We start from the raw sequence: 25,412 nt of genomic DNA, 5'->3' as shown, positions 1-25,412 counted from the left end.
AACAGGGCAGGAAACGGGCGGCGGACGGGCGAGACCGTGCCGGGCGCCGGGATTTTAGGTTCAGCGCGCGGGCTTGCGTTCCGCGACGAAGCCGATGCGCGACAGGCCGGCCGCCTGCGCCATGTCCATGAGCTCGACCACCTTGCCGTAGGGCACCTGGGCGTCGGCGCGCAGCTGCACTTCGGTGTCCGGGTCCTGCGCGGCGCGGCGCTCCAGCGTCTGGCGCAGCTGCTCGGGCGTGACGGGGCGCTCGTCCAGGTGGATCTGGCCGTCCGGCGTCAGCGCCAGCTGGATGGACTCGGCCGGCAGGCCGGGCTCGGCCGATTCGCTGTGCGGCAGGTCCATGCGCAGGCTGCCGGCCATCAGCGGCGCCGTGATGATGAAGATCACCAGCAGCACCAGCATCACGTCCACCAGCGGCGTGACGTTGATGTCGGCCATGGGCTTGGCGCCTTCCCTGCGTTCGAGGCGGCCGAAGGGCATGGCTCAGGCGTCCGGCGCCAGCAGGTCGCGCAGGTCGAAGGCGAAGCCTTCGAGCTCGGCCTCGATGCGCGCGATGCTGCGGCCGAACCAGTTGTAGGCCAGCACGGCCGGAATGGCCACGGCCAGCCCCGCGGCGGTCATGACCAGGGCCTCGCCGACCGGCCCCGCCACCTGCGAGATCGTGATCTGACCGGTCGAGGAAATGCCGGTCAGGGCGTGGTAGATGCCCCAGACGGTGCCGAGCAGGCCGACGAAGGGCGCCGTGGACCCCACCGTGGCCAGCAGCACCTGGCCGAACTGCAGGCGCTGCGTGCCCTGGTGCAAGGCGCCGCGCAGCAACCGCGTGAGTTGCTGGCCGCGCGGGCCGGTGCCGGCCAGCGTGCCGGCGGCCGGTGCCTGGGTGGCTTCCAGCAGCGGGCGCAGCAGGCCGCCGCGGTCGAAGGCGGCCACGCGCTCGGCCGCGCCCTCCAGTGCGGGCGCCTGCCAGAACGCGGCCGTGCCGCGCAGTACATCGCGGCCGGCGCGGCGCAGCACCCACAGCTTGTAGAGGATCACGACCCAGCTGGCGACCGACATGGCCAGCAGCAGCCAGGCAACCAGCCGGTGGATGGCGTCGCCGGCGGTCAGCAGGTCCAGCGCGTTCATCGCCGCTGGCGGATCAGTCGTTCAGGCCCAGCACGTCGAACATGCTGTACAGCCCGTTCTTGCGGCCAGCCAGGAAACGCACGGCCCGCAGGCTGCCGATCGCGTAGTTCATACGGCTGGTGGCCTTGTGGGTGATCTCGATGCGCTCGCCGGTACCGGCGAACAGCACGGTGTGGTCGCCCACCACGTCACCACCGCGCAGCGATTGGAAGCCGATCGTGGACGGGTCGCGCTCGCCCGTCACGCCTTCACGGGCGTAGACGGCACACTCCTTGAGGTCGCGGCCCATGGCCTCGGCGATGACCTCGCCCATCTTGAGCGCTGTGCCTGAAGGCGCGTCGATCTTGTGGCGGTGGTGGGTCTCGACGATCTCGATGTCGTAACCCACGGGCATGGCCTTGGCCGCCAGTTGCAGCAGCCTGAGCGTGACGTTGACGCCCACGCTCATGTTGGGCGCCATGACGATGGCGATGTCGCGCGCCGCCGCGGCGATCTCGGCCTTTTGCGCCTCGCTGAAGCCCGTGGTGCCGATCACCAGCGCGGTGCCCTGGGCGCGGCAGGCGCGCAGGTGGGCCAGCGTGCCCTCGGGCCTGGTGAAGTCGATCAGCGCCTGGGCGCCCTGCAGGCCTTGCGCCAGGTCGGCCGTGATCGCCACACCGGCCGGCTTGCCGAGGAAGGCCGCGGCGTCCTGGCCCAGGGCTGGGCTGGCGGCGACGTCGAGCGCGCCGCTCAGGCGGCAGTCGCCCGAGGCCAGCACGGCCTCGATCAGGGTGCGGCCCATGCGGCCGGAAGCGCCCGCGATGGCCACGGCATGCGTGGTCGGGGCAGAGGTCGAAGTTGGCGTCATGGCAATGGCAGGACAGGGATGCGGATGCCGCCGCAGGCCGGCGCGGTCAGCGCGCCGGGGTTTCCAGCGGCGGATAGGACGAGGGCAGCGGGGCGACCGGCTGCGGCGTGGCCTGGGCGGCCGGCTCGCGGGGCGCGAAGGGCTTGAGCTTGTCTTCGCTGGCTTCGAGCACCGGCACGGCCTTGGTCTTGCGCTCGGCGCCGAGCAGGGCCACGAACTCGGTCTCGCTGGGCATGGGATCGCCCTCGGTGCGTTCGAGCAGGTCGTCCTTGAAGAACACGGTGAGCTGGCGCGCCTGCGGCTCGGTACCCTGGCGTTTCATCGTGAACACGTAGTCCCAGCGGTCGGCATGGAACACGCTTTGCAGCAACGGCGTGCCCAGCACGTCACGCACCTGCGCGCGCGACATGCCCGGCCGGAGCGCCTCGACCTGCTCCTTGGAGACGAAATTGCCCTGCACGATCTCGATCTTGTAGGGCACGATGGCATTGGCCGCGCGGCGGGTGGCGTCGGTCACCGTGCTGCAACCTGCGAGCACGGCGCAGCACAGGATCAGCAGGCCGAAGGGCAGGGGCATCGAACGGGAAGCGGGCATGGAGACGGGGCGGCGCTATGATCGCGCGATTGTAGCGGCGGCCTTTTTTGCCCCTTTGCCCGTCCGGGCGCGGCGATTCTGCCGCCCCACCACGACATCCAGAGCGCGCATGTCCAATATCGACGAACTCAAGAGCACCGGTCTGAAGGCCACCCTGCCCCGGTTGAAGATCCTGGAGATCTTCCAGAAGGGCGAGCTGCGCCACATGACGGCCGAAGATGTGTTCCGCGTGCTGCTGATGGAGCGCTCGGACATCGGCCTGGCCACGGTCTACCGCGTGCTGACGCAGTTCGAGCAGGCGGGCATCCTCTCGCGCAGCCATTTCGAATCCGGCAAGGCCGTCTACGAGCTCAACGAAGGCCGGCACCACGACCACTTCGTCTGCACCTCGTGCGGCAAGGTCGAGGAGTTCTTTGACGCCGAGATCGAAAAGCGCCAGTCCATCGTCGCCAAGGCCAAGGGCTGGACCATCCAGGACCATGCCATGTCGCTGTACGGCCTATGCGCCGATTGCGGCGGCAAGCAGGCCAAGGCCTGAAGCGCGCGCTTCAGTCGCCTTCCATGGCGCGGCGGTGCCGCTCCACGAATTCCTGGTAGGTGTCGATGCCGCGCAGCTGCAGGATGGTGTTGCGCACGGCCGCTTCCACGAGCACGGCGATGTTGCGGCCCGCCACCACCTGGATGATGACCTTGCGCACGGCCACGCCCAGCACGTCCTGCGTGAGCGGCTCGTAGGGCAGCCGCTCGTGCTCGCGCTCCATGGTCTCGCGGCGCACCAGGTGCACGATGAGTTTCAGCCGCATCTTGCGGCGCACGGCGGTCTCGCCAAAGATGCCGCGAATGTCCAGGAGGCCGATGCCGCGCACCTCCAGCAGGTTCTGCAGCAGCTCGGGGCAGCGGCCCTCGATGGTGGTCTGGTTGATGCGGTACAGGTCGACCGCGTCGTCGGCCACCAGGCCGTTGCCGCGCGAGATCAGCTCCAGCCCGAGTTCGCTCTTGCCCAGGCCCGATTCGCCCGTGATCATGACGCCCAGGCCCAGGATGTCCATGAACACGCCGTGCATGGTGGTGCGGTCGGCGAAGTGCTTGGACAGGTAGGCGCGCAGCACGTCGATGACGAAGGCCGAGGATTCCTCGGTCGCGAACATCGGGATCTGTGCCCGCTCGCACATGGACAGCAGCGCCTGCGGGGCCGACTGGCCGTCGGCCAGCACCAGCACGGGCGGCTCCAGCGTGACGATGCGGGCGATGCGGCGCGCGCAATCCTCGGGCGTGGCATTGACCAGGTAGGCGATCTCGCGCTCGCCCAGGATCTGCACGCGGTAGGGGTGGATGTAGTTCAGGTAGCCGACGAGATCGGCGCCCGAGCGCGCCGCGCGCACGGCAATTTCGTCGAAGCGCCGCTCGGAGGCGCCCAGGCCGGCCACCCATTCCCAGCGCAGCAGCGCCCGGAATTCCTCGAACAGGACGTCGGCACTGACGACATTGGGCTTCATGGCCGGGCAGCGTCGCCGGGGCCGGGGTTCAGGCCGGCTGGGACGATTGCCAGCCGTCGATCAGCGCATGCAGCGCGGCGGCATCGGCCGTGCTCTTCAAACGCTCGCGCAAGGGCGCGTCGCTGAGCAGTTCGGCGATTTCCGACAGGATTTCCAGGTGTTTCTGGGTCGCCGCCTCGGGCACCAGCAGGAAAATCAACAGCTTGACGGGCTGCTCGTCCGGCGCATCGAAGCCGATGGGCTGCTCCAGCTGCAGCACCGCCGCCATCGGCGATTTCAGGCCCTTGATGCGGCCATGCGGAATGGCGACGCCATGTCCAAGGCCGGTCGAACCCAGGCGTTCACGCGCGAACAGGCTGTCGGTCACCAGCGCGCGCGAGAGCGCGTGCAGGTTCTCGAACAGCAGGCCGGCTTCTTCGAACGCGCGCTTCTTGCTGGTGGCATCGACGCTGACGAGGACCTGCGCGGCAGGCAGGATGGACGCTAGGCGGTTCATACGAAGGGCGGATTATGCACGCCGTCCCATTGCGGTGCAGCAACAAAAAGGCCGCCCATTCCGGCGGCCTCGTTCATTCGTCGGTTGCCGGCGACACGCTGTAGGCGCCGGCGCGGACTTCACATCAGGCGCTTGGGCGCCTCGTGATGGTGTTGCTGGATACGGTCCTTGTGCCGCACCACTTGGCGGTCCAACTTGTCCACCAGTTCGTCGACGGCGGCATAGAGATCAGCGTGTGCACTCTCTGCAAACATGTCGTTGCCCTTGACGTGGATGTTGCATTCGGCGCGTTGCCGGTTCTGCTTCTCCTTCTGCTTTTCCACAGTCAGCAGGACCTTGACATCGACCACCTGATCGAAATGCCGCGTGATGCGATCGAGCTTTGTGATGACATAGCTGCGCAGCGCGGGAGTCACTTCGAGGTGGTGACCGCTGATCGTCAAATTCATGGAGCCTCCTTCTTGCAGTTCATGGTTGACGGGCGATTCACTATGCGCGCGAAGGTCCCGAAATGCAAGGCTGGTTGGACAAGGTTACAGGGGTTTGCCGGTGCCATAATTTCCGGCTTCCCGTACGGAGCCCACCGCGTGGAATCCTCGTCTTGTGCGAGGCCGAAAGCACCCCCCATCCGCCCTGGCGCGGGCCCGAGAACACCACAGGGGATTCCCCATGCTCAACATCTTCACCCTGGCCAACGGGCGGCTGGTCCAGGAAGAAATCGATTCGCTCGAAGAGCTCTCGCAGTTCCAGCCGATCTGGGTCGACCTGGAGTCACCCAGTCCGGACGAGAAGCGCTGGATCAAGCAGTACTACGGCCTGTCCATCCCCGAGGACGTGACGGACGAGGACATCGAGGAATCGGCGCGCTTCTACGAGGAAGACAACGGCGACCTGCACGTGCGCAGCGACTTCCTGATCGCCGACCCGGACGATCCGCGCCACGTGCGCGTGGCCTTCATCCTGAACCAGCACAACGCGGAACTGAAGAGCCGCGGCGTGCTGTTCTCGATCCACGACGAGGACGTCCCGGTGTTCCGCCTGCTGCGCATGCGCGCGCGCCGCGCGCCCGGCCTGATCGCCGATGCCAAGGAGGTGCTGCTCAAGCTGTTCGACGCCGATGCGGAATACTCGGCCGACACGCTGGAAGGCGTCTACGACGAACTCGAGAAGGCCGGCACCCTGGTGCTCAAGGGCAATGTCAGCGACGAGACCGCTGGCGAGGTGCTGGGCCTGATCGCGCGCCAGGAAGACCTGAACGGCCGCATCCGCCGCAACGCCATGGACACGCGCCGTGCGGTCAGCTTCATGATGCGCAGCCGCATGCTCAACGCCGAGCAGTTCGAGGAGGCGCGCCAGATCCTGCGCGACATCGAATCGCTGGACAGTCACACGGCCTTCCTGTTCGACAAGATCAACTTCCTGATGGACGCGACCGTCGGCTTCATCAACATCAACCAGAACAAGATCATCAAGATCTTCTCGGTGGCCAGCGTGGCGCTGCTGCCGCCCACGCTGATCGCCAGCATCTACGGCATGAACTTCAAGTTCATGCCCGAGCTGGATTGGGCCATGGGCTACCCCTATGCGCTGGGGCTGATGGCGGCCAGCGCGCTGGTGCCCATGCTGTACTTCCGCCGGCGCGGCTGGCTCAAGTAGCCGCGAGCAAGGCCTGCACGATGGCCGCCGAGGCCGGGCTGGCCACCGTACGCACGAACTGCAGGAAGTCGCCGTGCGCGGCCTCGTCGGCGCGGTCCGAGATGGTTCGCACGGCCGCGAAGGGCAGGTCGAAGTCGTGGCAGACCTGGGCGAAGGCGGCGCCTTCCATCTCCACGGCCAGCACGTCGGGCAGCGCCGCGCGCAGCGCGCGCACCTCGGCCGTGCTGCTGACGAAGCGGTCGCCGCTGACGATCAGCCCCTCGTGCACCCGGGCCTGCGGCAAGGCCTGGCGGGCCGCCTGCAGCAGCGCCGCGCGCAGCGCGGGATCGGCCTCGAAGCGGCTCATGCCGTAGAGCGGCACCTCGTGCCGCGGGAACAGCGGCGAGGCGTCCATGTCGTGCTGCAGGAAGGCATCGGCAACGACCGCGTCGCCCACGTTCACGCCCGCACCGATGCCGCCGGCCACGCCCGTGAACACCACGCGGTCGACGCGGAAGCGCTCGGCCAGCAGCGTGGCCGTGGTGGCGGCCGCCACCTTGCCGATGCGCGCGAGCACCGCCACCACCTCCTGCCCGTGCAGGTGGCCGACCCAGAACTCGCGCCCCGCCACGCGCTCGCACTGCTCGTCGGGCAGCAGGGCCAGCACGGCGGCCAGCTCCTCGCGCATGGCGCTGACGATGGCGGTTCTCATGCCGGCTGGTCGCGCAGCTGGCGGCGCAGGATCTTGCCCACCGGCGTCTTGGGCAGCTCGTTGCGGAACTCGATCACGCGCGGCTGCTTGTAGCCGGTCAGGTTGGCGCGGCAGTAGGCGCGCACGGCGTCCTCGGTCAGGCCGGGGTCCTTGCGCACCAGCACCAGCTTGACGGCCTCGCCGGTCTTCTCGTCGGGCACGCCCACGCAGGCCACCTCGAGCACACCCTCCAGCTGGGCCACCACGTCCTCGATCTCGTTCGGATAGACGTTGAAGCCGCTGACCAGGACCATGTCCTTCTTGCGGTCGATGATGCGGAAGAAGCCGCGCGCGTCCACGGTGCCGATGTCGCCGGTCTTGAAGTAGCCGTCGGCGGTCATGACCTGGGCGGTCTCGTCCGGGCGCTGCCAGTAGCCGGCCATGACCTGCGGTCCCTTGATCGCGATCTCGCCGGGCTGGCCTGCGGCGACCTCGCGGTCTTCGTCGTCGACCAGCTTGAACCAGGTGCTGGGCAGCGGCACGCCGATGGTGCCGGAGAACTCCTTGCTGGTGGTCGGGTTGCAGCTGGCCGAGGGCGAGGTTTCCGACAGGCCGTAGCCCTCGCAGATCGGGCAGCCGGTCTTGTCGAGCCAGAGCTTGGCCACGGCGCTCTGCACGGCCATGCCGCCGCCCACCGAGACCTTCAGGTGGCTCCAGTCCACGGTGCCGAAGTCGGGGTGGTTGGCCAGGCCGTTGAACAGCGTGTTGACGGCGGGAAAGCTGTGGATGCGGTGCTTGGAGAGTTCCTTGAGCACGGCCGGCAGGTCGCGCGGGTTGGGGATCAGCACCAGCTTGCCGCCCGTGCGCATGGTCAGCATCATGCCCACGGTGAACGCGAAGATGTGGTACAGCGGCAGCGCGCAGACCGAGGTGGACTGCTCGCCTTTCGGCACGCGGTCCATGACGGGCTGGTTCCAGGCCTCGGACTGCAGCACGTTGGCGATGACGTTGCGGTGCAGCAGCATGGCGCCCTTGCTCACGCCCGTGGTGCCGCCCGTGTACTGCAGCGCGGCCACGTCGTCGGGGCCGATCTGCGGCTTGGTGAACTGCGCGCGCGCGCCGCGCGCGATGGCGTCGTTGAAGCGCACCGCGCCCGGCAGCGAGTACGGCGGCACCATCTTCTTGACCTTGCGCACCACGTAGTTCACGAGCGCGCCCTTGAGCAGGCCCAGCTGGTCGCCCATGGCGCACAGCACCACATGGCGCACGGGTGTGGACTGGATGCACTGTGCCAGCGTGGCCGCGAAGTTCTCGATGATGACGATGGCCTTGGCGCCGGAGTCCTTGAGCTGGTGCTCGAGCTCGCGCGGCGTGTACAGCGGGTTGACGTTCACGAGCACATAGCCGGCGCGCAGGATGGCGGCCACGGCCACCGGGTACTGCGGCACGTTGGGCATCATCACGGCGACGCGGTCGCCGCGCGCGAGGCCCAGGCTTTGCAGGTAGGCGGCGAGCCGGCCGCTGAGCCGGTCGGTCTCGGCGTAGCTGACATCGCGGCCCATGAAGCTGTAGGCCGTGCGGTCGGCGAACTTGGAGAAGCTCTCCTCCATCAGGGCGACCAGCGAGCTGTACTCGCCCGGGTCGATGTCGCTGGGCACGCCCGGTGGATAGCTCTGCAGCCAGATGCGCTCGGTCATGGGATCTCCTTCGTTCTGCGGTCAGGCCTTCAATGCGCCCAACACCTCGTCCAGCATCTTCTTCGCATCGCCGAACAGCATGCGGTTGTTGTCCTTGTAGAACAAGGGGTTGTCCACGCCGGCGTAGCCCGAGGCCATGGAGCGCTTCATCACGATGGAATGCCGGGCCTTCCACACCTCCAGCACCGGCATGCCGGCGATGGGGCTGGTGGGGTCGTCCTGCGCGGCCGGGTTCACGATGTCGTTGGCGCCGATGACCATCGCGACGTCGGTGTCCGGGAAGTCCTCGTTGATCTCGTCCATCTCCATCACGATGTCGTAGGGCACCTTGGCCTCGGCCAGCAGCACGTTCATGTGGCCCGGCATGCGGCCGGCCACGGGGTGGATCGCGAAGCGCACGTTCACGCCCTTGTCGCGCAGCGTGCGCGTGATCTCGTTGACCGTGTGCTGGGCCTGGGCCACCGCCATGCCGTAGCCAGGCACGATGACCACGCTCTTGGCATCGCGCAGCAGCTCGGCAGTCTCTGCGGCGCTGATGGGCACGGCCTCGCCCTGCGGCTCGGCCGCGGCGCCCTTGGCGGCGGGGGCGCCGGCGCCGGAACCGAAGCCACCGGCGATCACGCTGATGAAGTTGCGGTTCATGGCCTGGCACATGATGTAGGACAGGATGGCGCCCGAGGAGCCCACCAGCGCGCCCGTCACGATGAGCAGGTCGTTGGACAGCATGAAGCCGGTGGCCGCGGCGGCCCAGCCCGAGTAGCTGTTGAGCATGGACACCACCACCGGCATGTCGGCACCGCCGATGGCCATCACCATGTGCACGCCGAACAGCAGCGCGATCACGGTCATCACGAGCAGCGGCAGCATGCCCGCGCCCACGGTGTCGGCGTGGATGAAAACGCGGCCGAACCAGATGACGACCAGCAGCGCGGCCAGGTTCAGCCAGTGGCGCGCCGGCAGCAGCAGCGGCTTGCCGCCGATCCTGCCGTTGAGCTTGCCGAAGGCGATCAGCGAACCCGAGAAGGTCACGGCGCCGATCAGGATGCCGACGTAGATCTCCACCTCGTGGATGACCTTCTCGGCGCCCTGGTAGGCGATGGACGTGTCGACATAGCTGGCGAAGCCCACCAGGCAGGCGGCCAGGCCCACCAGGCTGTGCATGAGCGCGACCAGCTCGGGCATCTGCGTCATCTTGACGACCTTGGCCGCGTACAGGCCGACGCCGCCGCCGATCACGAGCGCGATGACGATCCAGGCGATGCCGCTGGCACTCACGCGCGGACCGAACACCGTGGCCAGCACGGCCAGCGCCATGCCGACCATGCCGAACAGGTTGCCGCGGCGCGAGGTTTCGGGGTTGGACAGGCCGCCCAGGCTCAGGATGAACAGGATGGCGGCGCCCAGGTAGGCCACCGTTGCGAGGCTTTGGGACATGGTGTGCGTCTCTCGTCGTTCTTGTTATTTCTGGAACATGGCCAGCATGCGGCGCGTCACGGCGAAGCCGCCGAACATGTTCACCGCCGTGAGCACCAGGGCCGCGAAGGCCAGCCAGCGGATCAGCTCGTCGGGCCGACCGCCGGCCGCTCCGTCGGGCGGCGCGATCTGCACCAGCGCGCCGATGGCGATGATGCTGGAGATGGCGTTGGTCACGCTCATGAGCGGCGTGTGCAGCGCAGGTGTCACGTTCCACACCACCATGTAGCCGATGAAGCAGGCCAGCACGAAGACCGTGAAGTGGCCCAGGAAGGCGGCAGGTGCGTAGGCGCCGATGAACCAGAAGGCCAGCGCTGCGACGGCGAACAGGATCGCCATGGTGCGGGCCGGCAGCGGGCCGCTGCTGCCATGGCCGTGGCCGCCCTTCTTGGCAGCAGGCGCGGCGGCCGGCTTGGCGGCGGCGGGTGGCTTGGGCGCCTGGGCCAGCGGCGGTGCGGGCCAGGTGATGGCGCCGTCCTTGACCACGGTGAGGCCGCGGATGGCATCGTCCTCCATGTTCACGACGGCCACGCCGTCCTTGGCTTTGCACAGTTCCTCGCTCAGGCGCAGCAGGTTGGTCGCATACAGCGTGGACGACTGCTTGGCCAGGCGCGAGGCCAGGTCGGTGTAGCCTACGATGGTCACGCCGTGGCGCACCACGGCCTCGCCGGGCACGGTGAGTTCGCAGTTGCCGCCCTGTTCGGCCGCCATGTCCACGATCACGCTGCCGGGCTTCATGCTCTGCACCATCTCGGCCGTGATCAGCTTGGGCGCGGGCTTGCCCGGGATCAGCGCGGTGGTGATGATGATGTCGGCGTCCTTGGCCTGCTGGGCGTACATGGCGCGCTGCGCGGCCTGGAAGCCCTCGCTCATGACCTTGGCGTAGCCGCCGCCGCCCGAGCCTTCCTCCTCGTAGTCCACCTTCACGAACTCGCCGCCCAGCGAGGTGACCTGGTCGGCCACCTCGGCGCGCGTGTCGTTGGCGCGCACGATGGCACCCAGGCTGGCCGCCGTGCCGATGGCCGACAGGCCGGCCACGCCCGCGCCGGCGATGAAGACCTTGGCCGGCGGCACCTTGCCGGCCGCCGTGATCTGGCCGGCGAAGTAGCGGCCGAAGGCGTTGGCCGCCTCGATCACCGCGCGGTAGCCGGACACGCCGGCCATCGAGGTCAGTGCATCCATCTTCTGCGCGCGCGAGAGCGTGCGCGGCAGGCAGTCGATGGCCAGCACGGTCGCGCGCTTGGCGGCCAGCTGCTGCAGCAGCTCGGGGTTCTGCGCGGGCCAGATGAAGTCGATGAGCGTGCCGCCTTCGCGCATCAGTCCCACCTCTTCAGGCGTGGGCGGGCGCACCTTGAACACGATGTCCACCGTGCGCCAGAGCGTGGCCGCGTCGGCCACGATCTCGGCGCCCGCGGCGCGGTAGGCCTCGTCGCTGCAGTTGGCCGCTTCGCCCGCGCCGGCCTGCACCGACACCGTGAAGCCGAGCTTGATGAGCTTTTCGACGACCTCGGGCACGGTGGCGACGCGTTTCTCGCCCGGGAAGATTTCGCGCGGGATGCCGATGCGCTGCGGCGACGGGGTGGAAGGGGTTGGCATGAAAGACCTCCTGAGTGTTCTGGTGGCGCGGGCGCAGCACAGGCGCCGCCCATGGATCCGCGCGCCTGGCGGTGCTGCCGCAAAGGCCAGGCGAGCCGGGTTCAGTCCGGGCGTTGTGCCGTGTCTGGCGTGGGGGCTGGGGCGCGGGGGGGCCGGCTGCTGGCGCGTTGCGCGACAGGCTGCCGCGCGGCAGCCAGGGCTGCGGTGCGTGTTTCGCCGGCCGGTGTTCCGGCGGGCACTCCGATCTGCATGGGTGCTCCTTCCCTCGCGTTGTCGTTGTCTCTGGTGCGGGCGGGAGCTTACCCGAGTTCGCTGGGCGCACGGCCCGGCACGCCACCTACACTGGCGCCATGTCCGAACGCTTCAAACCCAGTGTCACCGTGGCCGCCGTCATCGAACGCGATGGACGCTATCTGCTGGTGGAGGAGCACACGCCGGAGGGGCTGCGTCTGAACAACCCCGCCGGCCACCTGGAGCCGGGCGAGGCCCTGGCCGATGCATGCGCGCGCGAGGCATTGGAAGAGACCGCCCATGCCTTCGTGCCCACCGCGCTGGTAGGCATCTACCTGTCGCGCTTCGTGCGCCCCGCCACGGGCGAGGAGATCAGCTACCTGCGCTTTGCCTTCTGCGGCGAACTGGGCGCGCAGATCCCAGGGCGCGGCCTGGACACCGGCATCGTGCGTACGCTGTGGCTGACGCCCGAGGAGGTGCGGGCCAGCCAGGACCGGCACCGCAGCCCCCTGCTGCTGCGCTGCATCGAGGACCACCTGGCCGGCCAGCGCCATCCACTGGCGCTGCTGCACACCGATCCCTCGGTGTTCGGCTGAACCCGTCCGCGCACGCGGGTCGGGAGGTGCTTCCTAGAATCGGCGCATGGGCAAGCAACGTGTCGTCGTCGGTCTGAGCGGTGGGGTGGATTCCTCGGTCACTGCCTGGCTGCTCAAGCAGCAGGGCTACGAGGTGGTGGGCATCTTCATGAAGAACTGGGAGGACGACGACGACTCCGAGTACTGCTCCTCCAATGTCGACTTCGTCGACGCGGCGGCCGTGGCCGACGTGGTCGGCATCGAGATCGAACATGTGAACTTCGCGGCCGAGTACAAGGACCGCGTGTTCGCCGAATTCCTGCGCGAGTACCAGGCCGGCCGCACGCCCAACCCCGATGTGCTGTGCAACGCCGAGATCAAGTTCAAGGCCTTCCTGGACCATGCGATGCGCCTGGGGGCCGAGAAGATCGCCACGGGCCACTATGCGCGCGTGCGTGAACGCGACGGGCGCTTCGAGCTGCTCAAGGGCCTGGATCCTTCCAAGGACCAGAGCTACTTCCTGCACCGGCTGACGCAGGCGCAACTGGCCAAGACCCTGTTCCCGGTGGGCGAGCTGCACAAGACCGAGGTGCGCCGGCTGGCTGCCGAGATCGGCCTGCCGAACGCGAAGAAGAAGGACTCGACGGGCATCTGCTTCATCGGCGAGCGGCCGTTCCGCGACTTCCTGAACCGCTACATCGCCAAGGAACCCGGCCCGATCAAGGACGAGCGCGGCCGCGTGCTCGGCCAGCACCAAGGCCTGTCGTTCTACACGCTGGGCCAGCGCCAGGGCCTGGGCATCGGCGGCCTGAAGGAAAAGGGCGCGCCGCGCGGCGGCGGCGAGCATGCGCCCTGGTTCGTCGCGCGCAAGGACATGGAGAACAACACGCTGTGGGTGGTGCAGGGGCATGACCATCCCTGGTTGCAGTCACACCTGCTGACGGCCGACGACGCCAGCTGGACCGCTGGCCATGCGCCGGTACCGGGCGCCTATGCCAGCAAGACACGCTACCGCCAGGCGGACGCGCCTTGTGCGCTGGCCGAAGGCGCCAACGGCGCATTCGCTCTGGAATTCGGCGCGCCGCAGTGGGCGGTCACGCCGGGGCAATCTGCCGTGCTGTACGACGGCGAGGTCTGCCTGGGCGGTGGGGTGATCGCCAGCGCCCGGAACTGAGCCCGTTCAGAACGGGATGTCGTCGTCCATGTCGTCGAAGCCGCTCGACGCCTTGGGTGCGGGCGCAGGCGCGGCGCGGGGCGCGGGAGCGCGGGCCGGCGGCGCGGCCGGGCGGCGCGGCGCCTCGTAGCCGCCGTCGTCGTCGCCGGACGAACCGCCACCACCACCCATGCCCTGGCGGCTGCCCAGCATCTGCATCTGGTCGGCGCGGATCTCGGTGGTGTAGCGCTCGTTGCCGTCCTTGTCGGTCCACTTGCGCGTGCGCAGCGAGCCTTCGACATAGACCTGCGAGCCCTTGCGCAGGTACTGGCTGGCGATCTCGGCCAGGCGGTCGTTGAAGACCACGTTGTGCCATTCGGTGATCTCGCGCATCTCGCCGCTCTGCTTGTCCTTCCAGCGGTCGGTGGTGGCGATCCGCACATTGCAGACCTGGCCGCCGCTCGGGAAGGTGCGCGTTTCGGGGTCACGGCCCAGGTTGCCGACGATGATGACTTTGTTGACGGATGCCATGGTGTGCTGCCGATATGTCCGGGGAAAAGGGCGTCGATTGTGCCGCATCACAGCTTGAACCAGCAGGGCTCTGCGGCGTATGGCGCCGCCGCTTATCATGGCGGGTTTTCCCGGACACCCCATCTTGAACCACCCCACGGACGGCTCCTACCTCGGGACCGCGCTGCAATTGCAGCGCATCAGCGTCCGCGGTGCGCGCACGCACAACCTCAAGAACATCGACCTGGACATCCCGCGCAACCAGCTCGTGGTGATCACGGGGCTGTCGGGTTCAGGCAAGTCCTCGCTGGCCTTCGACACGCTGTACGCCGAGGGCCAGCGCCGCTATGTGGAAAGCCTGTCCACCTATGCGCGGCAGTTCCTGCAACTCATGGACAAGCCCGATGTCGACCTGATCGAGGGCCTGTCGCCCGCGATCTCCATCGAGCAGAAGGCCACTAGCCACAACCCGCGCTCCACCGTCGGCACGGTGACCGAGATCCACGACTACCTGCGCTTGCTGTTCGCGCGGGCCGGCACGCCCTACTGCCCGGACCACGACCTGCCGCTGTCGGCCCAGACCGTGGCGCAGATGGTGGACACGGTGCTGGCCCTGCCCGAAGGCACGCGCTTGATGGTGCTGGCGCCGATCGCGCGCGAGCGCAAGGGTGAGTTCACGGAGGTCTTTGCCGAGCTGCAGGCCCAGGGCTATGTGCGCTTTCGCATCGACGGCCAGGCCTACGACTTCGACAAGCTGCCCAAGCTCAAGAAGACCGAGAAGCACGACATCGACGTCGTGATCGACCGCATCAAGGTGCGCGCAGAGCAGGATGGCGCGGGCGCCGGGGGGCTGCGCCAGCGCCTGGCCGAAAGCTTCGAGGCGGCGCTGCGCCTGGCCGACGGCCGCGCCATCGCACTGGAGATGGACGCCGTGCCGAACGCCGACGGCACGCCGGGCCAGCCGCGCGAGCACTTGTTCAACGCCAAGTTCTCCTGCCCGGTCTGCGGCTACTCGATCAGCGAGCTGGAGCCTCGGCTGTTCTCGTTCAACTCGCCCGTGGGCGCCTGCCCCAGCTGCGACGGCCTGGGTGCGCAGGAGTTCTTCGATCCCGCGCGCGTGGTGGGATTTCCGACGCTGAGCCTGGCCAGCGGCGCCATCAAGGGCTGGGACCGGCGCAACGGCTACTACTTCGCGCTGATCGAAAGCCTGGCCAAGCACTACCGCTTCAACGCCGAGACGCCCTGGGACGAGCTGCCGGCCGCAGTGCAGCAGGTGGTGCTGCACGGCTCCGGCGAGGAAGAGATCAAGTTCAGCTATGTCATGGAGTCGGGCAACTTCCAGGGCAAGAAGCTGACCAAGAAGCACCCGTTCGAGGGCGTGCTCCCCAACATGCAGAGGCGCTACCGCGAGACCGACTCCGCCGTGGTGCGCGAGGACCTGGCCCGCTACCGTAGCGTGCAACCCTGCCCGGAATGCCATGGCTCGCGGCTGCGCCGCGAGGCGCGCCATGTCAAGGTGGGCGAAGGCGCGCAGGCGCGCGCGATCTACGAGATCAGCGCCGTCACGCTGCGCGAGAGCCAGGCCTACTTCGACGGCCTGCAGCTGCACGGCTCCAAGGCGGAGATCGCTGCCAAGGTGGTGCGCGAGATCGGGCTGCGCCTGAAGTTCCTCAACGACGTGGGCCTGAACTACCTGAGCCTGGACCGCAGCGCTGAGACGCTGTCGGGCGGGGAGTCGCAGCGGATCCGCCTGGCCTCGCAGATCGGCTCAGGCCTCACCGGTGTGATGTACGTGCTGGACGAACCCAGCATCGGCCTGCACCAGCGCGACAACGACCGCCTGATCGGCACGCTGCAGCACCTGCGCGACCTGGGGAACAGCGTGCTCGTGGTCGAGCACGACGAGGACATGATGGCCGCGGCCGACCACATCATCGACATGGGGCCGGGTGCCGGCGTGCATGGCGGACGCGTCGTGGCCCAGGGCGACATCGACGCCGTGAAGGCCGATGCCGGCTCGTTGACGGGCCGCTACCTGTCGGGCGACCTGCGCATCGCCGTGCCGGCGCGGCGCACGCCCTGGCTGCCGGCCACGGGCGATGCGCCCAAGGGCGCGCTGCAGAGCATCAGCGTGCGTGGCGCGCGCGGCCACAACCTCAAGGGCGTGGACGTGGATTTCCCGGTCGGCCTGTTCACCTGCGTGACCGGCGTGTCGGGCTCGGGCAAGTCCACGCTGGTCAACGACACCTTGTACGCGGCGGCGGCGCGCCAGATCTACCGGGCGCACGAGGAGCCGGCGCCGCATGACGAGATCGCTGGGCTGGAGCAATTCGACAAGGTCATCAACGTCGACCAGTCACCGATCGGCCGCACGCCGCGCAGCAACCCGGCCACCTACACCGGCCTGTTCACACCGATCCGCGAGCTGATGGCCGAGGTGCCGACGGCGCGTGAGCGTGGCTACGGACCCGGACGGTTTTCCTTCAACGTGGCCGGCGGGCGCTGCGAGGCCTGCCAGGGCGACGGCGTCGTGAAGGTCGAGATGCACTTTCTGCCGGACGTCTACGTGCCGTGCGACGTCTGCCACGGCCAGCGCTACAACCGCGAGACGTTGGAAGTCGTCTACAAAGGCAAGAACATCGCCCAGATCCTGGATCTGACCGTCGAGGCGGCGTACGACTTCCTGCAGGCGGTGCCGGCGCTGGCGCGCAAGCTCAAGACGCTACTGGACGTGGGGCTCTCGTACATCAAGCTGGGCCAGGCGGCGACCACGCTGTCGGGCGGGGAGGCGCAGCGCGTCAAGCTGGCGCTGGAGTTGTCCAAGCGCGACACCGGCCGCACGCTGTACATCCTGGACGAGCCGACCACCGGCCTGCACTTCGCGGACATTGATCTCTTGCTGCGCGTGTTGCACCAGCTGCGCGATGCGGGCAACACCATCGTCGTGATCGAACACAACCTGGATGTGATCAAAACAGCGGACTGGTTGATCGACATGGGGCCGGAGGGTGGGGCTGGAGGCGGCCAGGTGCTGGCCGTCGGCACGCCCGAGCAGATCGCGGCGCACGATGCCAGCCACACGGGCCGCTACCTGCGCCGCTACCTGGCGGCTTGATTCAACCGTGGGGGCGGTTCAGCTGGCGCTGAACGACCTGGGCGAAGTTCCGGGCCGTGCGCCAGGTGCGCCAGACCAGGAGGCCGCGCCTCAGCCAGCGCCCCAGGGAACGCGGCCGACGCAGCACCAGCACGGCGCCGATGGCGCCCAGCGCCAACGGATGCCGCTGTACAAAGCTGCGTGCGGCCTGCACGGTGTGTGCGATGCGTTCGCCGAACTGCAGCAACTGGGCCACCGGCGCGAACTGGGCCGGCAACTGGCTGCGCTGCACGCTGATGCGTTCCAGCAAGCGGCCGCGCTCGCGCTCCAGCTCAGCGAGGCTCTTGCGGCGGCGCATGCTGGGCCGTCTCCTTCAGCTGCCGCAGGTCCTCCTGCAACTCCGCCAGGCTGGCGGCGAAAGGGTGGTCCTGCATGGCGCGCCGGTTGCGGATCCGGTGCTGCAACCAGATGGCGGCCGCAGCGAACAGGACGAGAAGGATGCTCAAGACGGCGATGCGCTGCTCCCACCACAGGGCAAGGGCCAGCCCAACCGCCATCAGCAACGCCATGCACCCGCAGAAGACCGCCAGCAGCGCCTGCGCCAGCATCTGCAGCGCACGGTGCTTCTCGATCTGGATCTCGTTGCCGATCAGCTGCAGCCGTGTGTGGCCGAGGTCCAGCAGTGTGGACAGCATGCGGCGCAAGGCGCCGACGGGGCCGGCGCCGGGGGCCGCGCTGCGCGGTCCGCTAGCCATGGCCGGCCCCGAAGCCCGGTTGCGGGCCGGTCAACGCCGGCCGAGGGCCAGGCCCAGCAGCACGCCGACCGCCGCGGCGACGCCGATGGCGGTCCAGGGCGACTCATGCACGTATTCGTCGGTGGCGCGCGCTGCCGCCTTGGTCTTGGCCAGCAGGGCTTCTTCCGCATCGACCAGCCGCAACTTGGCATCGTGCAGGCGAACCTGGATGCGCGCGCGCAGGTTGTTGACCTTCTCACCGGCCTGGTCGGCCGTGGCGCTCAGCATTTCCTCGGCATCGGAGATCACGGATTTGATGTCGCTGACCAGTTGTTCCTGGGATTCGACGCTGGATGCACTCGCTTTGGACATGGGATCTCCCTTCTGTGATGATGGACAACGGAATGTATGCAGAGTAGCAGATCCCGACGGCGCTTCAGCCTCCCGGCCGTGCCGCAAGGGTTTTTGCTGAAGCGAAGACTACACCGAGACAGGCGCTCCTTCGCACGCCGTCACAGAGGGTTTTGATGAAGGACAAGGTGCACATTGGCGATATCGACCTGTCACTCCGCTGTGGCGATGGCGGCAAAGGGATTGCGCCGTTGACGGCGGCGATGCCGTTGCTCGCGGCACCGTCCCGCGCGCTGGACCTTGTTGCCGATCGATTTCGCCAGGGCGTCGCCATGGCGCCGCCGCCCGGCAGAACCTAGATCTCGAATTCCTGACCGGCTTCCAGCCAGCGGATGTCGTGCGCGCCGGGCTGGTTGCCCTGGGTGGCGTTGCGATCGAACCGGTCGATCTCGGCCATGATCAGCACGGTCTCCGACGGCTTGGTGTGCGTGATGTAGACCGGCACGTTGCGCGTGTGGTCCATGTGCGCCAGTTCCTCTGCCAGCGCGACGGGGGACAGATGCAGGCTGCGCCGCGCGAGTTCCTGCTCCCGGTTGCTGAACGCCGTCTCGATCACCAGCATCGCCACATCCAGCTGCTCCAGTCGCAGCCAGAACGCCGGGTTGCGTTCCGTGTCGCCGGTGAACACCCAATGGGGCCCACCCGCCGAAACCGCATAGCCGCAGGCCGGCACCGTGTGCACCGCGGGCAGCGGTTCGATGGTCTTGCCGCAGACCTGGACGGGGATGCCGACCTCGACCTCGTGAAAGCGCACGAACGGAGCAGCTTCCGACGGGATCCGGCTGAAGTCCGGCCAGATCACGTTGTTGAAGACATGGGCCTGGAGCGCGGCAATGGTGCCCGGCAGCGCGTGCACGGTGATGGGCGTGCGCCGTTGCGATGCGATGGCATCGACCATGAGCGGAAGCGCGGCGATGTGGTCCAGGTGCGAATGGGTCAGGAACACATGGTCGATCAGGCGCATCTCATCCAGGCTCAGATCTCCGACGCCAGTGCCGGCGTCGACCAGCACGTCGGCATCGAGCAGAAAGGATGTCGTGCGACAGTCCTTTGCAATGGCGCCGGAACAGCCGAGCACGCGCAGTTTCATCCGGTTCCTTCGGTGAGATGAGGAGGTGGGCGCCCGACACCCCGGGCCGGATCGCGATGCCGAAGGCTACAGGCAGTGACGACCCGCTGTCGAGAAATTTTGCCGATTCCGTCGCGAACAATGTCCTGCACTTGCACGGGTTCCAAGCGGCTGCGCCGCTCGCTCAAGGGCTGTGGAGGAACTCCATCTGCGTGCCGGCCAGCTGGAGCACGTCGCCATGCTTGAGGTCCACGGGTGTCGTGCCGACAGTGATGCCGTTCACGAGCGGCGCGTGCGCCCCTTCCACATGCACGACGACATAGCCGTGGGGGCGCCGCGTGATGGCAGCGACGGCCACGCCTGCCTTGCCGATGGTGGTGACGACCTTGACGAGCGCCACTTCCCGTCCAGCGGCCGAGCCCGAGGTGACACGGATCGATGCCGGGGCGGCGGCTACTTCGAAATCGGCACCCAGCACGGTGTCGAAGGCCCGGCGCTGGGGCGTGGGCGCATCGGCGCGCGCGGCAGCCGGGGCAGGCGCGGCCGCCACGCGCATTTCGCTCGCATCCTGTGCATCGTGCAGGAACTTGATCTTGTACTTGCCGATCTCGACCATGTCGTTGTGGCGCAGCACCTGCCTGCGGATCGGCCGGCTGTTGACGTAGGTGCCGTTGGTGCTGTTGAGGTCTTCCAGCTGCACTTCGTTGCCGGTCATCAGCACGGCGGCATGCTCACCGCTGACTGCCAGGTGGTCGATCACGACATCGTTGTACGGGCGCCGGCCGAGCGTGGTGCGGTCCTTGGTGAGTTGAACTTCCTTGATGACTACACCGTCGATCGAGACGATCAACTTTGGCATGGCCGGCTCCTGGGTCTGATCATTTGGGTGTCGATGGCTATTCAAGTGCGCAACAACCTGGAAACCAGGCTGGGCCGTGTGGCGGGGACGGACATCGCTTGCGCGAGCAGGACGGTGATGTTATCCCGCCCACCATTGGCGTTCGCACGGTCCACGAGGCGGCGCGCCTTGTGCTCCAGCGAGCCGGCAGCGCGCAGGATGTCCCCGATCTCGCTGTCGTCTGCCATGTCCGACAGCCCGTCCGAGCACAACAGGTAGAGGTCGCCGGACTCCACCGTGAATTCGTTGATTTCCAGTTCGACCCCCGACTCGATGCCGAGCGCGCGCGTAACCAGGTTGCGCTGGGTGGACACCGCAGCCTGTGCCGGCGTGATCAGCCCGGCATCGAGCTGCTCCTGCAACAGGGAGTGGTCGCGTGTGATCTGCTGCAACTGTCCATCGCGCAATCGGTAGGCGCGCGAATCGCCGATGTGGCCCAGCACCAGCCGCTGCTCCTGGAATGCGGCGACGACCAGCGTGGTTCCCATGCCGGCGCAGTCCGGATCTGCCCGGGCCGTGCTCAGGATGGCCTGGTTCGCGTGCTGCACGCAGCGCTCCATGGCCTTGCGCACCTCGCGCACGGAAGCGCTCGGCCCGGCGGCGGCGAACCAGTCCGCCAGTTCGGCGAGGATCACATTGACGGCCATGCTGCTGGCCACTTCGCCGGCGTTGTAGCCACCCATGCCATCGGCCAGCACGCTGCAGCTGCAGACCGGGTCGAAAGCCGCTGCGTCTTCGTTGTTGTGGCGCAGCCGGCCAGGATGGGTCAGGGCCTGGAATTGGTAGTTCATGGCGTGCCCGGGCGATCGCCATCCAGGCCACCGGATGGCACCGGGCCGCTTGCATGGAAATGGATGTGCTGTGCCTGCACTCGTGCCCTTTGCCTGGCTTGCGTTTGCATGGGAACACCACGCATGCGGGCGAAGGGCGCTCAGCGGCTAAGGCCAGCAGCAGCGCACCGGACTAGGCCAGGGGCGTGGGCTCCACATTCTGTTACATGGCGAGGCGATTTGCGGCAGCGCAAGAAAAAATATCGCCAGAATGGGGCCAAATGGTGCGCTGTCTGCGCTGTTCCTGCAACAGCGCAGTCGCCAAGGCTGGCTCAAGCGTTGCCGCGGCGCTGCAACCAGTTGCCCACCGCCACGACGAGCACGGCGCCGGCCAGACCGGCGGCCTTGACCGTGGTTTCGCTGACCGCGCCCAGGTACTGGACCACGGCCGGGTCGGTCAGCAGCATTTCGCCGGCCAGGAAGCCCAGCAAGGCCGCGCCGATCGTGATGATGATGGGGAAGCGCTCCATGACCTTGGTCAGCAACGACGCGCCGAACACGATCAGCGGGATGCTGACCAGCAGGCCCACCACCAGCAGCGGCAGATTGCCCTGCGCGGCGGCCGCGACGGCCAGCACGTTGTCCAGGCTCATGACCAGGTCGGCCACGAGGATGGTGCGGATCGCATTGAACATGCCGGAGACTTCGGTGCTACCGTCGTCGCCGTCGCCTTCGCCCATCAGCAGGTCCACGCCGATGTAGGTCAGCAGTCCGGCGCCGACGATCTTGAGGAAGGGCAGGGTCAGCAGGCGGATCGCCACGATGGTCAGCACGATCCGCATCACGATGGCGGCGGCGCTGCCGAAGAAGATGGCCTTGCCCCGCTGCTCGGGCTTGAGCGTGCGTGCGGCCATGGCGATGACGACAGCGTTGTCGCCCGACAGCACCACGTTGGCCAGCAGGATGGAGCCGAAGGCGCTCCAGAACGTGGTGGAAGACAGGTCGAGACCCAGGAACATGATCGATTTCTCCGGCTGTTATGAATGCGAAAGCGCCCGTACAGGGCGCTTTCTTGTATGCCGGGTCAGTTTACCCAGCGATCCGGAGCGACGCAGTTCGTGGAACTGCGTAGCCTGACCAGAACCTGACCGGTTCTTACAGCTTGGACTTGAGCAGGCGGCCCAGTTCCGAGAAGTTGCGCGTGATCGTGAAACCGCACTCTTCCATGATGGCCAGCTTGGCATCGGCCGTGTCGGCGCCGCCGGAGATCAGCGCGCCGGCGTGGCCCATGCGCTTGCCCGGAGGGGCGGTCACGCCCGCGATGAAGCCGACCACGGGCTTCTTCATGTTGTCCTTGCACCAGCGGGCCGCGTCAGCCTCGTCCGGGCCGCCGATCTCGCCGATCATGATCACGGCGTCCGTTTCCGGATCGTCGTTGAAGGCCTTCATCACGTCGATGTGCTTCAGGCCGTTGATCGGGTCGCCACCGATGCCGACGGCACTGGACTGGCCCAGGCCGATCTCGGTCAGCATGGCCACGGCTTCATAGGTCAGCGTGCCGGAGCGCGAGACCACACCGACGCGGCCCTTGCGGTGGATGTGGCCGGGCATGATGCCGATCTTGATCTCGTCGGGCGTGATCAGGCCGGGGCAGTTCGGGCCCAGCAGCAGCGTCTTCTTGCCGCCGGCGGCTTCCTTGGCCTTCATCTTGTTGCGCACTTCCAGCATGTCGCGGACCGGGATGCCCTCGGTGATGCAGATGGCCATGTCCAGGTCGGCTTCGACGGCTTCCCAGATCGCGGCGGCGGCGCCAGGAGGCGGCACGTAGATCACCGACACGGTGGCGCCGGTCTGCTGGGCGGCTTCCTTGACGGAGGCGTAGATCGGGATGTTGAAGATCGACTCGCCGGCCTTCTTCGGGTTCACACCGGCGACGAAGGCGTTCTTGCCATTCGCGTATTCCTGGCACTTTTCCGTGTGGAACTGGCCGGTCTTGCCGGTGATGCCCTGGGTGATGACCTTGGTGTCTTTGTTGATGTAGATCGACATGACGCTTCCTTACTTCTTGACCGAGCCCACGACCTTCTGGGCCGCTTCCGCCATGGTGTCTGCGCTGATGATGGGAAGGCCCGATTCGGCCAGCATCTTCTTGCCCAGCTCTTCGTTCGTGCCCTTCATGCGCACGACCAGCGGCACGGACAGGTTCACGGCCTTGCAGGCTGCGATCACGCCGGTGGCGATGGTGTCGCACTTCATGATGCCGCCGAAGATGTTGACCAGGATGGCCTGGACGTTCTTGTTCTTCAGCATGATCTTGAAGGCTTCGGTCACCTTCTCGGGCGTGGCGCCGCCGCCCACGTCCAGGAAGTTGGCCGGCTCGCCGCCGAACAGCTTGATGGTGTCCATGGTCGCCATGGCCAGGCCCGCGCCGTTGACCAGGCAGCCGATGTTGCCGTCCAGGCTGATGTAGGCCAGGTCGAACTTGGAGGCTTCCACTTCGGCCGGGTCTTCCTCGTCCAGGTCGCGCAGGGCCACGATCTCGGGGTGGCGGAACAGCGCGTTGCTGTCGAAGTTGAACTTGGCGTCCAGCGCGATGATCTGGCCCTTGCTGTCACGGTTCAGCGGATTGATCTCGACCAGCGAGGCGTCCGTTTCCATGTAGCAGGTATAGAGCTTCTTGAACACGTCCACGGCCTGGGCGGTGGAATCGGCCGGGATGCCGATGCCGTCGGCGATCTGCTTGGCCTGCGCATCGGTCAGGCCTTCCTTGGGGTCGGCGTAGACGGTGATGATCTTTTCGGGCGAGGAGTGGGCCACTTCCTCGATGTCCATGCCACCTTCGCTGGAGGCGATGAAGGCGACCTTCTGCGTGGCGCGGTCGGTCACGGCAGAGACGTAGTACTCCTTCTGGATGTCGGCGCCGTCCTCGATGTACAGGCGGCGGACCTTCTGGCCTTCCGGGCCGGTCTGGTGCGTCTTGAGCTGCATGCCCAGGATCTGGCCGGCCAGTTCCTTGACCTGCTCGATGCTCTTGGCCACCTTCACGCCACCGCCCTTGCCGCGGCCGCCCGCATGGATCTGGGCCTTGACCACCCACACCGGGCCGCCGAGTTTCTGGGCGGCCTCGACCGCCTCCTGCACCGTGTAAGCCGGAATGCCGCGGGGCACCGGTACGCCGAACTTGGCAAGGATTTCCTTGCCTTGGTACTCGTGAATCTTCATGAGGAGGTCTCTCGGAAGAGGGTTGGGGACGGGAGGGCGAAAAACATTCGCTGTTGTCCACCAGCGACGGATGCTTGACAACCAGACTGCGGACAGCCAGCGACTGTATCATGGTGCGCTGCACCAATTTTGTGCGGTCAACACGTACTTTCACGAGGCACAGCACCATGGCCAAGGTCTTCATCGATGGCGAAGCCGGCACCACCGGACTGCAGATCCGCGAGCGGCTGCAGGCCATGCCGCAGATCGAACTCGTCAGCATCGCGCCCGAGTTGCGCAAGGATGTCGCGGCCAAGCGCGAACTCATGGCCGGTGTGGACCTGGTCGTGCTGTGCCTGCACGACGACGCGGCCATCGAGTCGGTCGCGCTGATCGACCAGCTGCAGGGCAGTAAACCCAAGATCGTCGACGCCTCGACGGCGCACCGCGTGAACCCGTCCTGGGTCTTCGGCTTTCCCGAGCTCGTGGCCGGCCAGGCCCAGAAGGTGGCCCAGGCCGACCGCGTCGCCAATCCGGGCTGCTACGCCACGGGCGCCATCGCCATCGTGCGGCCGCTCGTCGATGCCGGCCTGCTGCCCGCGGACTTCCCGATCGCGCTGCCCTCGGTCAGCGGCTACTCCGGTGGTGGCCGCACCATGATCGAGGCCTACGAGAAGAACGAAGCGCCGCTGTTCGAGACCTATGCGCTGGGCCTCAAGCACAAGCACATCCCCGAGATCATGAAGTACACAGGGCTCACGCGCCGGCCGGTCTTCATTCCCTCGGTCGGCAACTTCCGCCAGGGCATGCTGGTGCAGTTGCCGCTGCACCTGGACGACCTGCCCGGCAAGCCGCGCGCCGCCGACCTGCAGGCGGCGCTGGCCAGCCACTATGCCAAGAGCAACACGCCGGAGCAGTTCGTGCGGGCGCTGCCGCCCACCGACAGCGGCAAGCTCGATGCGCTGGCGCTCAACGACACCAACCAGCTCGAGATCCGCGTGTTCCCGAACGAGGACGCGCGCCACGCCGTCGTCATCGCGCGGCTGGACAACCTGGGCAAGGGTGCCAGCGGCGCCGCGGTGCAGAACCTCAAGCTGATGCTTGGCCTGTGA

Annotated in this window: 28 protein-coding genes; 7 read left to right on the top strand and 21 right to left on the bottom strand. The window is 67.5% G+C overall.

Translation table 11 applies throughout. The annotated features are described in order from the left end of the window. Positions 1 to 60: 60 nt before the first annotated feature. Genes IE209_RS26325 through IE209_RS26310 form a run of 4 tightly spaced genes read right to left on the bottom strand, consistent with a single transcriptional unit; the run spans position 61 to position 2,552 of the window. Positions 61 to 483: an ExbD/TolR family protein gene (locus IE209_RS26325; protein ID WP_189689847.1), complete on the bottom strand. Its 423-nt coding sequence runs from the start codon at positions 481 to 483 to the stop codon at positions 61 to 63. 3 nt (positions 484 to 486) lie between these two features. Further along, on the bottom strand, positions 487 to 1,128 hold the full coding sequence (locus tag IE209_RS26320) for a MotA/TolQ/ExbB proton channel family protein (protein ID WP_189689846.1): 642 nt from the start codon (positions 1,126 to 1,128) through the stop codon (positions 487 to 489). A 13-nt stretch (positions 1,129 to 1,141) separates the two neighbouring features. Then, a complete protein-coding gene (dapB, locus tag IE209_RS26315; protein ID WP_189689845.1) occupies positions 1,142 to 1,975 on the bottom strand; it encodes a 4-hydroxy-tetrahydrodipicolinate reductase in 834 nt (277 codons plus the stop codon). Positions 1,976 to 2,021: 46 nt separating this feature from the next. Continuing rightward, positions 2,022 to 2,552, bottom strand: a complete 531-nt coding sequence (locus IE209_RS26310; protein ID WP_229883061.1) for an outer membrane protein assembly factor BamE — start codon at positions 2,550 to 2,552, stop codon at positions 2,022 to 2,024. A gap of 127 nt (positions 2,553 to 2,679) precedes the next feature. Here IE209_RS26310 and fur point away from each other — a divergent pair, with 127 nt between their 5' ends. After that, on the top strand, positions 2,680 to 3,108 hold the full coding sequence (fur, locus tag IE209_RS26305) for a ferric iron uptake transcriptional regulator (RefSeq protein WP_145549191.1): 429 nt from the start codon (positions 2,680 to 2,682) through the stop codon (positions 3,106 to 3,108). Positions 3,109 to 3,118: 10 nt separating this feature from the next. Here the strand turns inward: fur and hprK are convergent, their stop codons facing one another. The 3 genes from hprK to hpf all read right to left on the bottom strand — a co-directional run bounded on the left by hprK (position 3,119) and on the right by hpf (position 5,011). Beyond that, positions 3,119 to 4,066 carry an HPr(Ser) kinase/phosphatase gene (hprK, locus tag IE209_RS26300; protein ID WP_189689843.1) on the bottom strand — a complete coding sequence of 316 codons (948 nt, stop codon included), beginning with the start codon at positions 4,064 to 4,066 and terminating at the stop codon, positions 3,119 to 3,121. Positions 4,067 to 4,094: 28 nt separating this feature from the next. After that, positions 4,095 to 4,562, bottom strand: coding sequence for a PTS sugar transporter subunit IIA (locus IE209_RS26295; protein ID WP_189689842.1), 468 nt, complete (start codon positions 4,560 to 4,562; stop codon positions 4,095 to 4,097). Positions 4,563 to 4,681: 119 nt separating this feature from the next. After that, the gene (hpf, locus tag IE209_RS26290; protein WP_145549194.1) at positions 4,682 to 5,011 is read right to left on the bottom strand and encodes a ribosome hibernation-promoting factor, HPF/YfiA family; all 330 of its coding nucleotides are present in this window, start codon (positions 5,009 to 5,011) and stop codon (positions 4,682 to 4,684) included. A 220-nt stretch (positions 5,012 to 5,231) separates the two neighbouring features. Here hpf and corA point away from each other — a divergent pair, with 220 nt between their 5' ends. Further along, a complete protein-coding gene (corA, locus tag IE209_RS26285) occupies positions 5,232 to 6,218 on the top strand; it encodes a magnesium/cobalt transporter CorA (RefSeq protein WP_189689841.1) in 987 nt (328 codons plus the stop codon). Here corA and IE209_RS26280 read toward each other — a convergent pair. Genes IE209_RS26280 through IE209_RS26265 form a run of 4 tightly spaced genes read right to left on the bottom strand, consistent with a single transcriptional unit; the run spans position 6,211 to position 11,654 of the window. Then, positions 6,211 to 6,909 (bottom strand): 5'-methylthioadenosine/adenosylhomocysteine nucleosidase, encoded by a 699-nt coding sequence (locus tag IE209_RS26280; RefSeq protein ID WP_189689840.1) that lies wholly within the window; start codon positions 6,907 to 6,909, stop codon positions 6,211 to 6,213. The genes corA and IE209_RS26280 overlap by 8 nt on opposite strands. Next, positions 6,906 to 8,585: a long-chain-fatty-acid--CoA ligase gene (locus tag IE209_RS26275; RefSeq protein ID WP_189689839.1), complete on the bottom strand. Its 1,680-nt coding sequence runs from the start codon at positions 8,583 to 8,585 to the stop codon at positions 6,906 to 6,908. Before IE209_RS26275 ends, IE209_RS26280 begins: the two co-directional genes overlap by 4 nt. A gap of 21 nt (positions 8,586 to 8,606) precedes the next feature. Further along, positions 8,607 to 10,019: a Re/Si-specific NAD(P)(+) transhydrogenase subunit beta gene (gene pntB, locus IE209_RS26270; protein WP_189689838.1), complete on the bottom strand. Its 1,413-nt coding sequence runs from the start codon at positions 10,017 to 10,019 to the stop codon at positions 8,607 to 8,609. A 24-nt stretch (positions 10,020 to 10,043) separates the two neighbouring features. Then, the gene (locus tag IE209_RS26265) at positions 10,044 to 11,654 is read right to left on the bottom strand and encodes a Re/Si-specific NAD(P)(+) transhydrogenase subunit alpha (RefSeq protein WP_189689837.1); all 1,611 of its coding nucleotides are present in this window, start codon (positions 11,652 to 11,654) and stop codon (positions 10,044 to 10,046) included. 350 nt (positions 11,655 to 12,004) lie between these two features. Between IE209_RS26265 and IE209_RS26260 the strand changes: the two genes are divergently transcribed. Both IE209_RS26260 and mnmA read left to right on the top strand, forming a co-directional pair. Continuing rightward, complete coding sequence (locus tag IE209_RS26260) at positions 12,005 to 12,481, top strand: NUDIX hydrolase (protein ID WP_189689836.1); 477 nt, start codon at positions 12,005 to 12,007, stop codon at positions 12,479 to 12,481. Positions 12,482 to 12,527: 46 nt separating this feature from the next. Next, complete coding sequence (gene mnmA / locus IE209_RS26255) at positions 12,528 to 13,634, top strand: tRNA 2-thiouridine(34) synthase MnmA (protein WP_189689835.1); 1,107 nt, start codon at positions 12,528 to 12,530, stop codon at positions 13,632 to 13,634. A gap of 6 nt (positions 13,635 to 13,640) precedes the next feature. On the opposite strand, the gene ssb is transcribed toward mnmA, so the two are convergent. Then, positions 13,641 to 14,144 carry a single-stranded DNA-binding protein gene (ssb, locus tag IE209_RS26250; protein ID WP_189689834.1) on the bottom strand — a complete coding sequence of 168 codons (504 nt, stop codon included), beginning with the start codon at positions 14,142 to 14,144 and terminating at the stop codon, positions 13,641 to 13,643. A 97-nt stretch (positions 14,145 to 14,241) separates the two neighbouring features. Between ssb and uvrA the strand changes: the two genes are divergently transcribed. Beyond that, on the top strand, positions 14,242 to 17,238 hold the full coding sequence (gene uvrA, locus IE209_RS26245) for an excinuclease ABC subunit UvrA (protein ID WP_189689833.1): 2,997 nt from the start codon (positions 14,242 to 14,244) through the stop codon (positions 17,236 to 17,238). 1 nt (position 17,239) lies between these two features. Here uvrA and IE209_RS26240 read toward each other — a convergent pair whose 3' ends face one another. Genes IE209_RS26240 through IE209_RS26230 form a run of 3 tightly spaced genes read right to left on the bottom strand, consistent with a single transcriptional unit; the run spans position 17,240 to position 18,323 of the window. After that, entirely contained in the window at positions 17,240 to 17,575 is a 336-nt protein-coding gene (locus tag IE209_RS26240; RefSeq protein ID WP_189689832.1) for a YqjK family protein, read from the bottom strand. Continuing rightward, a complete protein-coding gene (locus IE209_RS26235; protein WP_189689830.1) occupies positions 17,550 to 17,972 on the bottom strand; it encodes a phage holin family protein in 423 nt (140 codons plus the stop codon). Before IE209_RS26235 ends, IE209_RS26240 begins: the two co-directional genes overlap by 26 nt. Before the next feature lie 30 nt (positions 17,973 to 18,002). After that, complete coding sequence (locus IE209_RS26230) at positions 18,003 to 18,323, bottom strand: ElaB/YgaM/YqjD family protein (RefSeq protein WP_145549211.1); 321 nt, start codon at positions 18,321 to 18,323, stop codon at positions 18,003 to 18,005. A gap of 155 nt (positions 18,324 to 18,478) precedes the next feature. On the opposite strand from IE209_RS26230, the gene IE209_RS26225 reads away from it, so the two are divergent. Further along, complete coding sequence (locus IE209_RS26225; protein ID WP_189689829.1) at positions 18,479 to 18,661, top strand: hypothetical protein; 183 nt, start codon at positions 18,479 to 18,481, stop codon at positions 18,659 to 18,661. Here IE209_RS26225 and IE209_RS26220 read toward each other — a convergent pair. From IE209_RS26220 to sucC, 6 genes are all read right to left on the bottom strand, one after another. Next, complete coding sequence (locus IE209_RS26220) at positions 18,658 to 19,452, bottom strand: 3',5'-cyclic-nucleotide phosphodiesterase (protein WP_189689828.1); 795 nt, start codon at positions 19,450 to 19,452, stop codon at positions 18,658 to 18,660. The two genes, IE209_RS26225 and IE209_RS26220, sit on opposite strands and share 4 nt — an antisense overlap. A gap of 163 nt (positions 19,453 to 19,615) precedes the next feature. Then, on the bottom strand, positions 19,616 to 20,290 hold the full coding sequence (locus tag IE209_RS26215; RefSeq protein WP_189689827.1) for an FHA domain-containing protein: 675 nt from the start codon (positions 20,288 to 20,290) through the stop codon (positions 19,616 to 19,618). Positions 20,291 to 20,331: 41 nt separating this feature from the next. Further along, complete coding sequence (locus IE209_RS26210; RefSeq protein ID WP_189689826.1) at positions 20,332 to 21,120, bottom strand: Stp1/IreP family PP2C-type Ser/Thr phosphatase; 789 nt, start codon at positions 21,118 to 21,120, stop codon at positions 20,332 to 20,334. 311 nt (positions 21,121 to 21,431) lie between these two features. Beyond that, on the bottom strand, positions 21,432 to 22,118 hold the full coding sequence (locus IE209_RS26205; protein WP_189689825.1) for a TerC family protein: 687 nt from the start codon (positions 22,116 to 22,118) through the stop codon (positions 21,432 to 21,434). Positions 22,119 to 22,254: 136 nt separating this feature from the next. Beyond that, a complete protein-coding gene (gene sucD, locus IE209_RS26200) occupies positions 22,255 to 23,148 on the bottom strand; it encodes a succinate--CoA ligase subunit alpha (RefSeq protein WP_189689824.1) in 894 nt (297 codons plus the stop codon). 9 nt (positions 23,149 to 23,157) lie between these two features. Then, a complete protein-coding gene (sucC, locus tag IE209_RS26195) occupies positions 23,158 to 24,321 on the bottom strand; it encodes an ADP-forming succinate--CoA ligase subunit beta (RefSeq protein WP_189689823.1) in 1,164 nt (387 codons plus the stop codon). Between the two features lie 167 nt (positions 24,322 to 24,488). Here sucC and argC point away from each other — a divergent pair, with 167 nt between their 5' ends. Beyond that, positions 24,489 to 25,412 carry an N-acetyl-gamma-glutamyl-phosphate reductase gene (argC, locus tag IE209_RS26190; RefSeq protein ID WP_189689822.1) on the top strand — a complete coding sequence of 308 codons (924 nt, stop codon included), beginning with the start codon at positions 24,489 to 24,491 and terminating at the stop codon, positions 25,410 to 25,412.

It is taken from the genome of Pseudorhodoferax aquiterrae (assembly GCF_014652235.1).
Taxonomy (GTDB): domain Bacteria; phylum Pseudomonadota; class Gammaproteobacteria; order Burkholderiales; family Burkholderiaceae_C; genus Pseudorhodoferax; species Pseudorhodoferax aquiterrae.
This window is presented reverse-complemented; position numbering and strand designations above follow the sequence as displayed.

Coding starts and splice junctions, on each gene's coding strand:
- corA (WP_189689841.1), top strand. CDS start 5,232: ATGCTCAACATCTTCACCCTGGCCAACGGGCGGCTGGTCCAGGAAGAA.
- IE209_RS26210 (WP_189689826.1), bottom strand. CDS start 21,120: ATGAACTACCAATTCCAGGCCCTGACCCATCCTGGCCGGCTGCGCCAC.
- IE209_RS26295 (WP_189689842.1), bottom strand. CDS start 4,562: ATGAACCGCCTAGCGTCCATCCTGCCTGCCGCGCAGGTCCTCGTCAGC.
- IE209_RS26215 (WP_189689827.1), bottom strand. CDS start 20,290: ATGCCAAAGTTGATCGTCTCGATCGACGGTGTAGTCATCAAGGAAGTT.
- sucC (WP_189689823.1), bottom strand. CDS start 24,321: ATGAAGATTCACGAGTACCAAGGCAAGGAAATCCTTGCCAAGTTCGGC.
- dapB (WP_189689845.1), bottom strand. CDS start 1,975: ATGACGCCAACTTCGACCTCTGCCCCGACCACGCATGCCGTGGCCATC.
- pntB (WP_189689838.1), bottom strand. CDS start 10,019: ATGTCCCAAAGCCTCGCAACGGTGGCCTACCTGGGCGCCGCCATCCTG.
- IE209_RS26275 (WP_189689839.1), bottom strand. CDS start 8,585: ATGACCGAGCGCATCTGGCTGCAGAGCTATCCACCGGGCGTGCCCAGC.
- IE209_RS26320 (WP_189689846.1), bottom strand. CDS start 1,128: ATGAACGCGCTGGACCTGCTGACCGCCGGCGACGCCATCCACCGGCTG.
- mnmA (WP_189689835.1), top strand. CDS start 12,528: ATGGGCAAGCAACGTGTCGTCGTCGGTCTGAGCGGTGGGGTGGATTCC.
- IE209_RS26220 (WP_189689828.1), bottom strand. CDS start 19,452: ATGAAACTGCGCGTGCTCGGCTGTTCCGGCGCCATTGCAAAGGACTGT.
- IE209_RS26225 (WP_189689829.1), top strand. CDS start 18,479: ATGAAGGACAAGGTGCACATTGGCGATATCGACCTGTCACTCCGCTGT.
- hpf (WP_145549194.1), bottom strand. CDS start 5,011: ATGAATTTGACGATCAGCGGTCACCACCTCGAAGTGACTCCCGCGCTG.
- hprK (WP_189689843.1), bottom strand. CDS start 4,066: ATGAAGCCCAATGTCGTCAGTGCCGACGTCCTGTTCGAGGAATTCCGG.
- argC (WP_189689822.1), top strand. CDS start 24,489: ATGGCCAAGGTCTTCATCGATGGCGAAGCCGGCACCACCGGACTGCAG.
- IE209_RS26280 (WP_189689840.1), bottom strand. CDS start 6,909: ATGAGAACCGCCATCGTCAGCGCCATGCGCGAGGAGCTGGCCGCCGTG.
- IE209_RS26230 (WP_145549211.1), bottom strand. CDS start 18,323: ATGTCCAAAGCGAGTGCATCCAGCGTCGAATCCCAGGAACAACTGGTC.
- IE209_RS26265 (WP_189689837.1), bottom strand. CDS start 11,654: ATGCCAACCCCTTCCACCCCGTCGCCGCAGCGCATCGGCATCCCGCGC.
- IE209_RS26310 (WP_229883061.1), bottom strand. CDS start 2,552: ATGCCCCTGCCCTTCGGCCTGCTGATCCTGTGCTGCGCCGTGCTCGCA.
- IE209_RS26235 (WP_189689830.1), bottom strand. CDS start 17,972: ATGGCTAGCGGACCGCGCAGCGCGGCCCCCGGCGCCGGCCCCGTCGGC.
- IE209_RS26240 (WP_189689832.1), bottom strand. CDS start 17,575: ATGCGCCGCCGCAAGAGCCTCGCTGAGCTGGAGCGCGAGCGCGGCCGC.
- IE209_RS26205 (WP_189689825.1), bottom strand. CDS start 22,118: ATGTTCCTGGGTCTCGACCTGTCTTCCACCACGTTCTGGAGCGCCTTC.
- IE209_RS26325 (WP_189689847.1), bottom strand. CDS start 483: ATGCCCTTCGGCCGCCTCGAACGCAGGGAAGGCGCCAAGCCCATGGCC.
- sucD (WP_189689824.1), bottom strand. CDS start 23,148: ATGTCGATCTACATCAACAAAGACACCAAGGTCATCACCCAGGGCATC.
- uvrA (WP_189689833.1), top strand. CDS start 14,242: ATGGCGGGTTTTCCCGGACACCCCATCTTGAACCACCCCACGGACGGC.
- IE209_RS26260 (WP_189689836.1), top strand. CDS start 12,005: ATGTCCGAACGCTTCAAACCCAGTGTCACCGTGGCCGCCGTCATCGAA.
- ssb (WP_189689834.1), bottom strand. CDS start 14,144: ATGGCATCCGTCAACAAAGTCATCATCGTCGGCAACCTGGGCCGTGAC.
- fur (WP_145549191.1), top strand. CDS start 2,680: ATGTCCAATATCGACGAACTCAAGAGCACCGGTCTGAAGGCCACCCTG.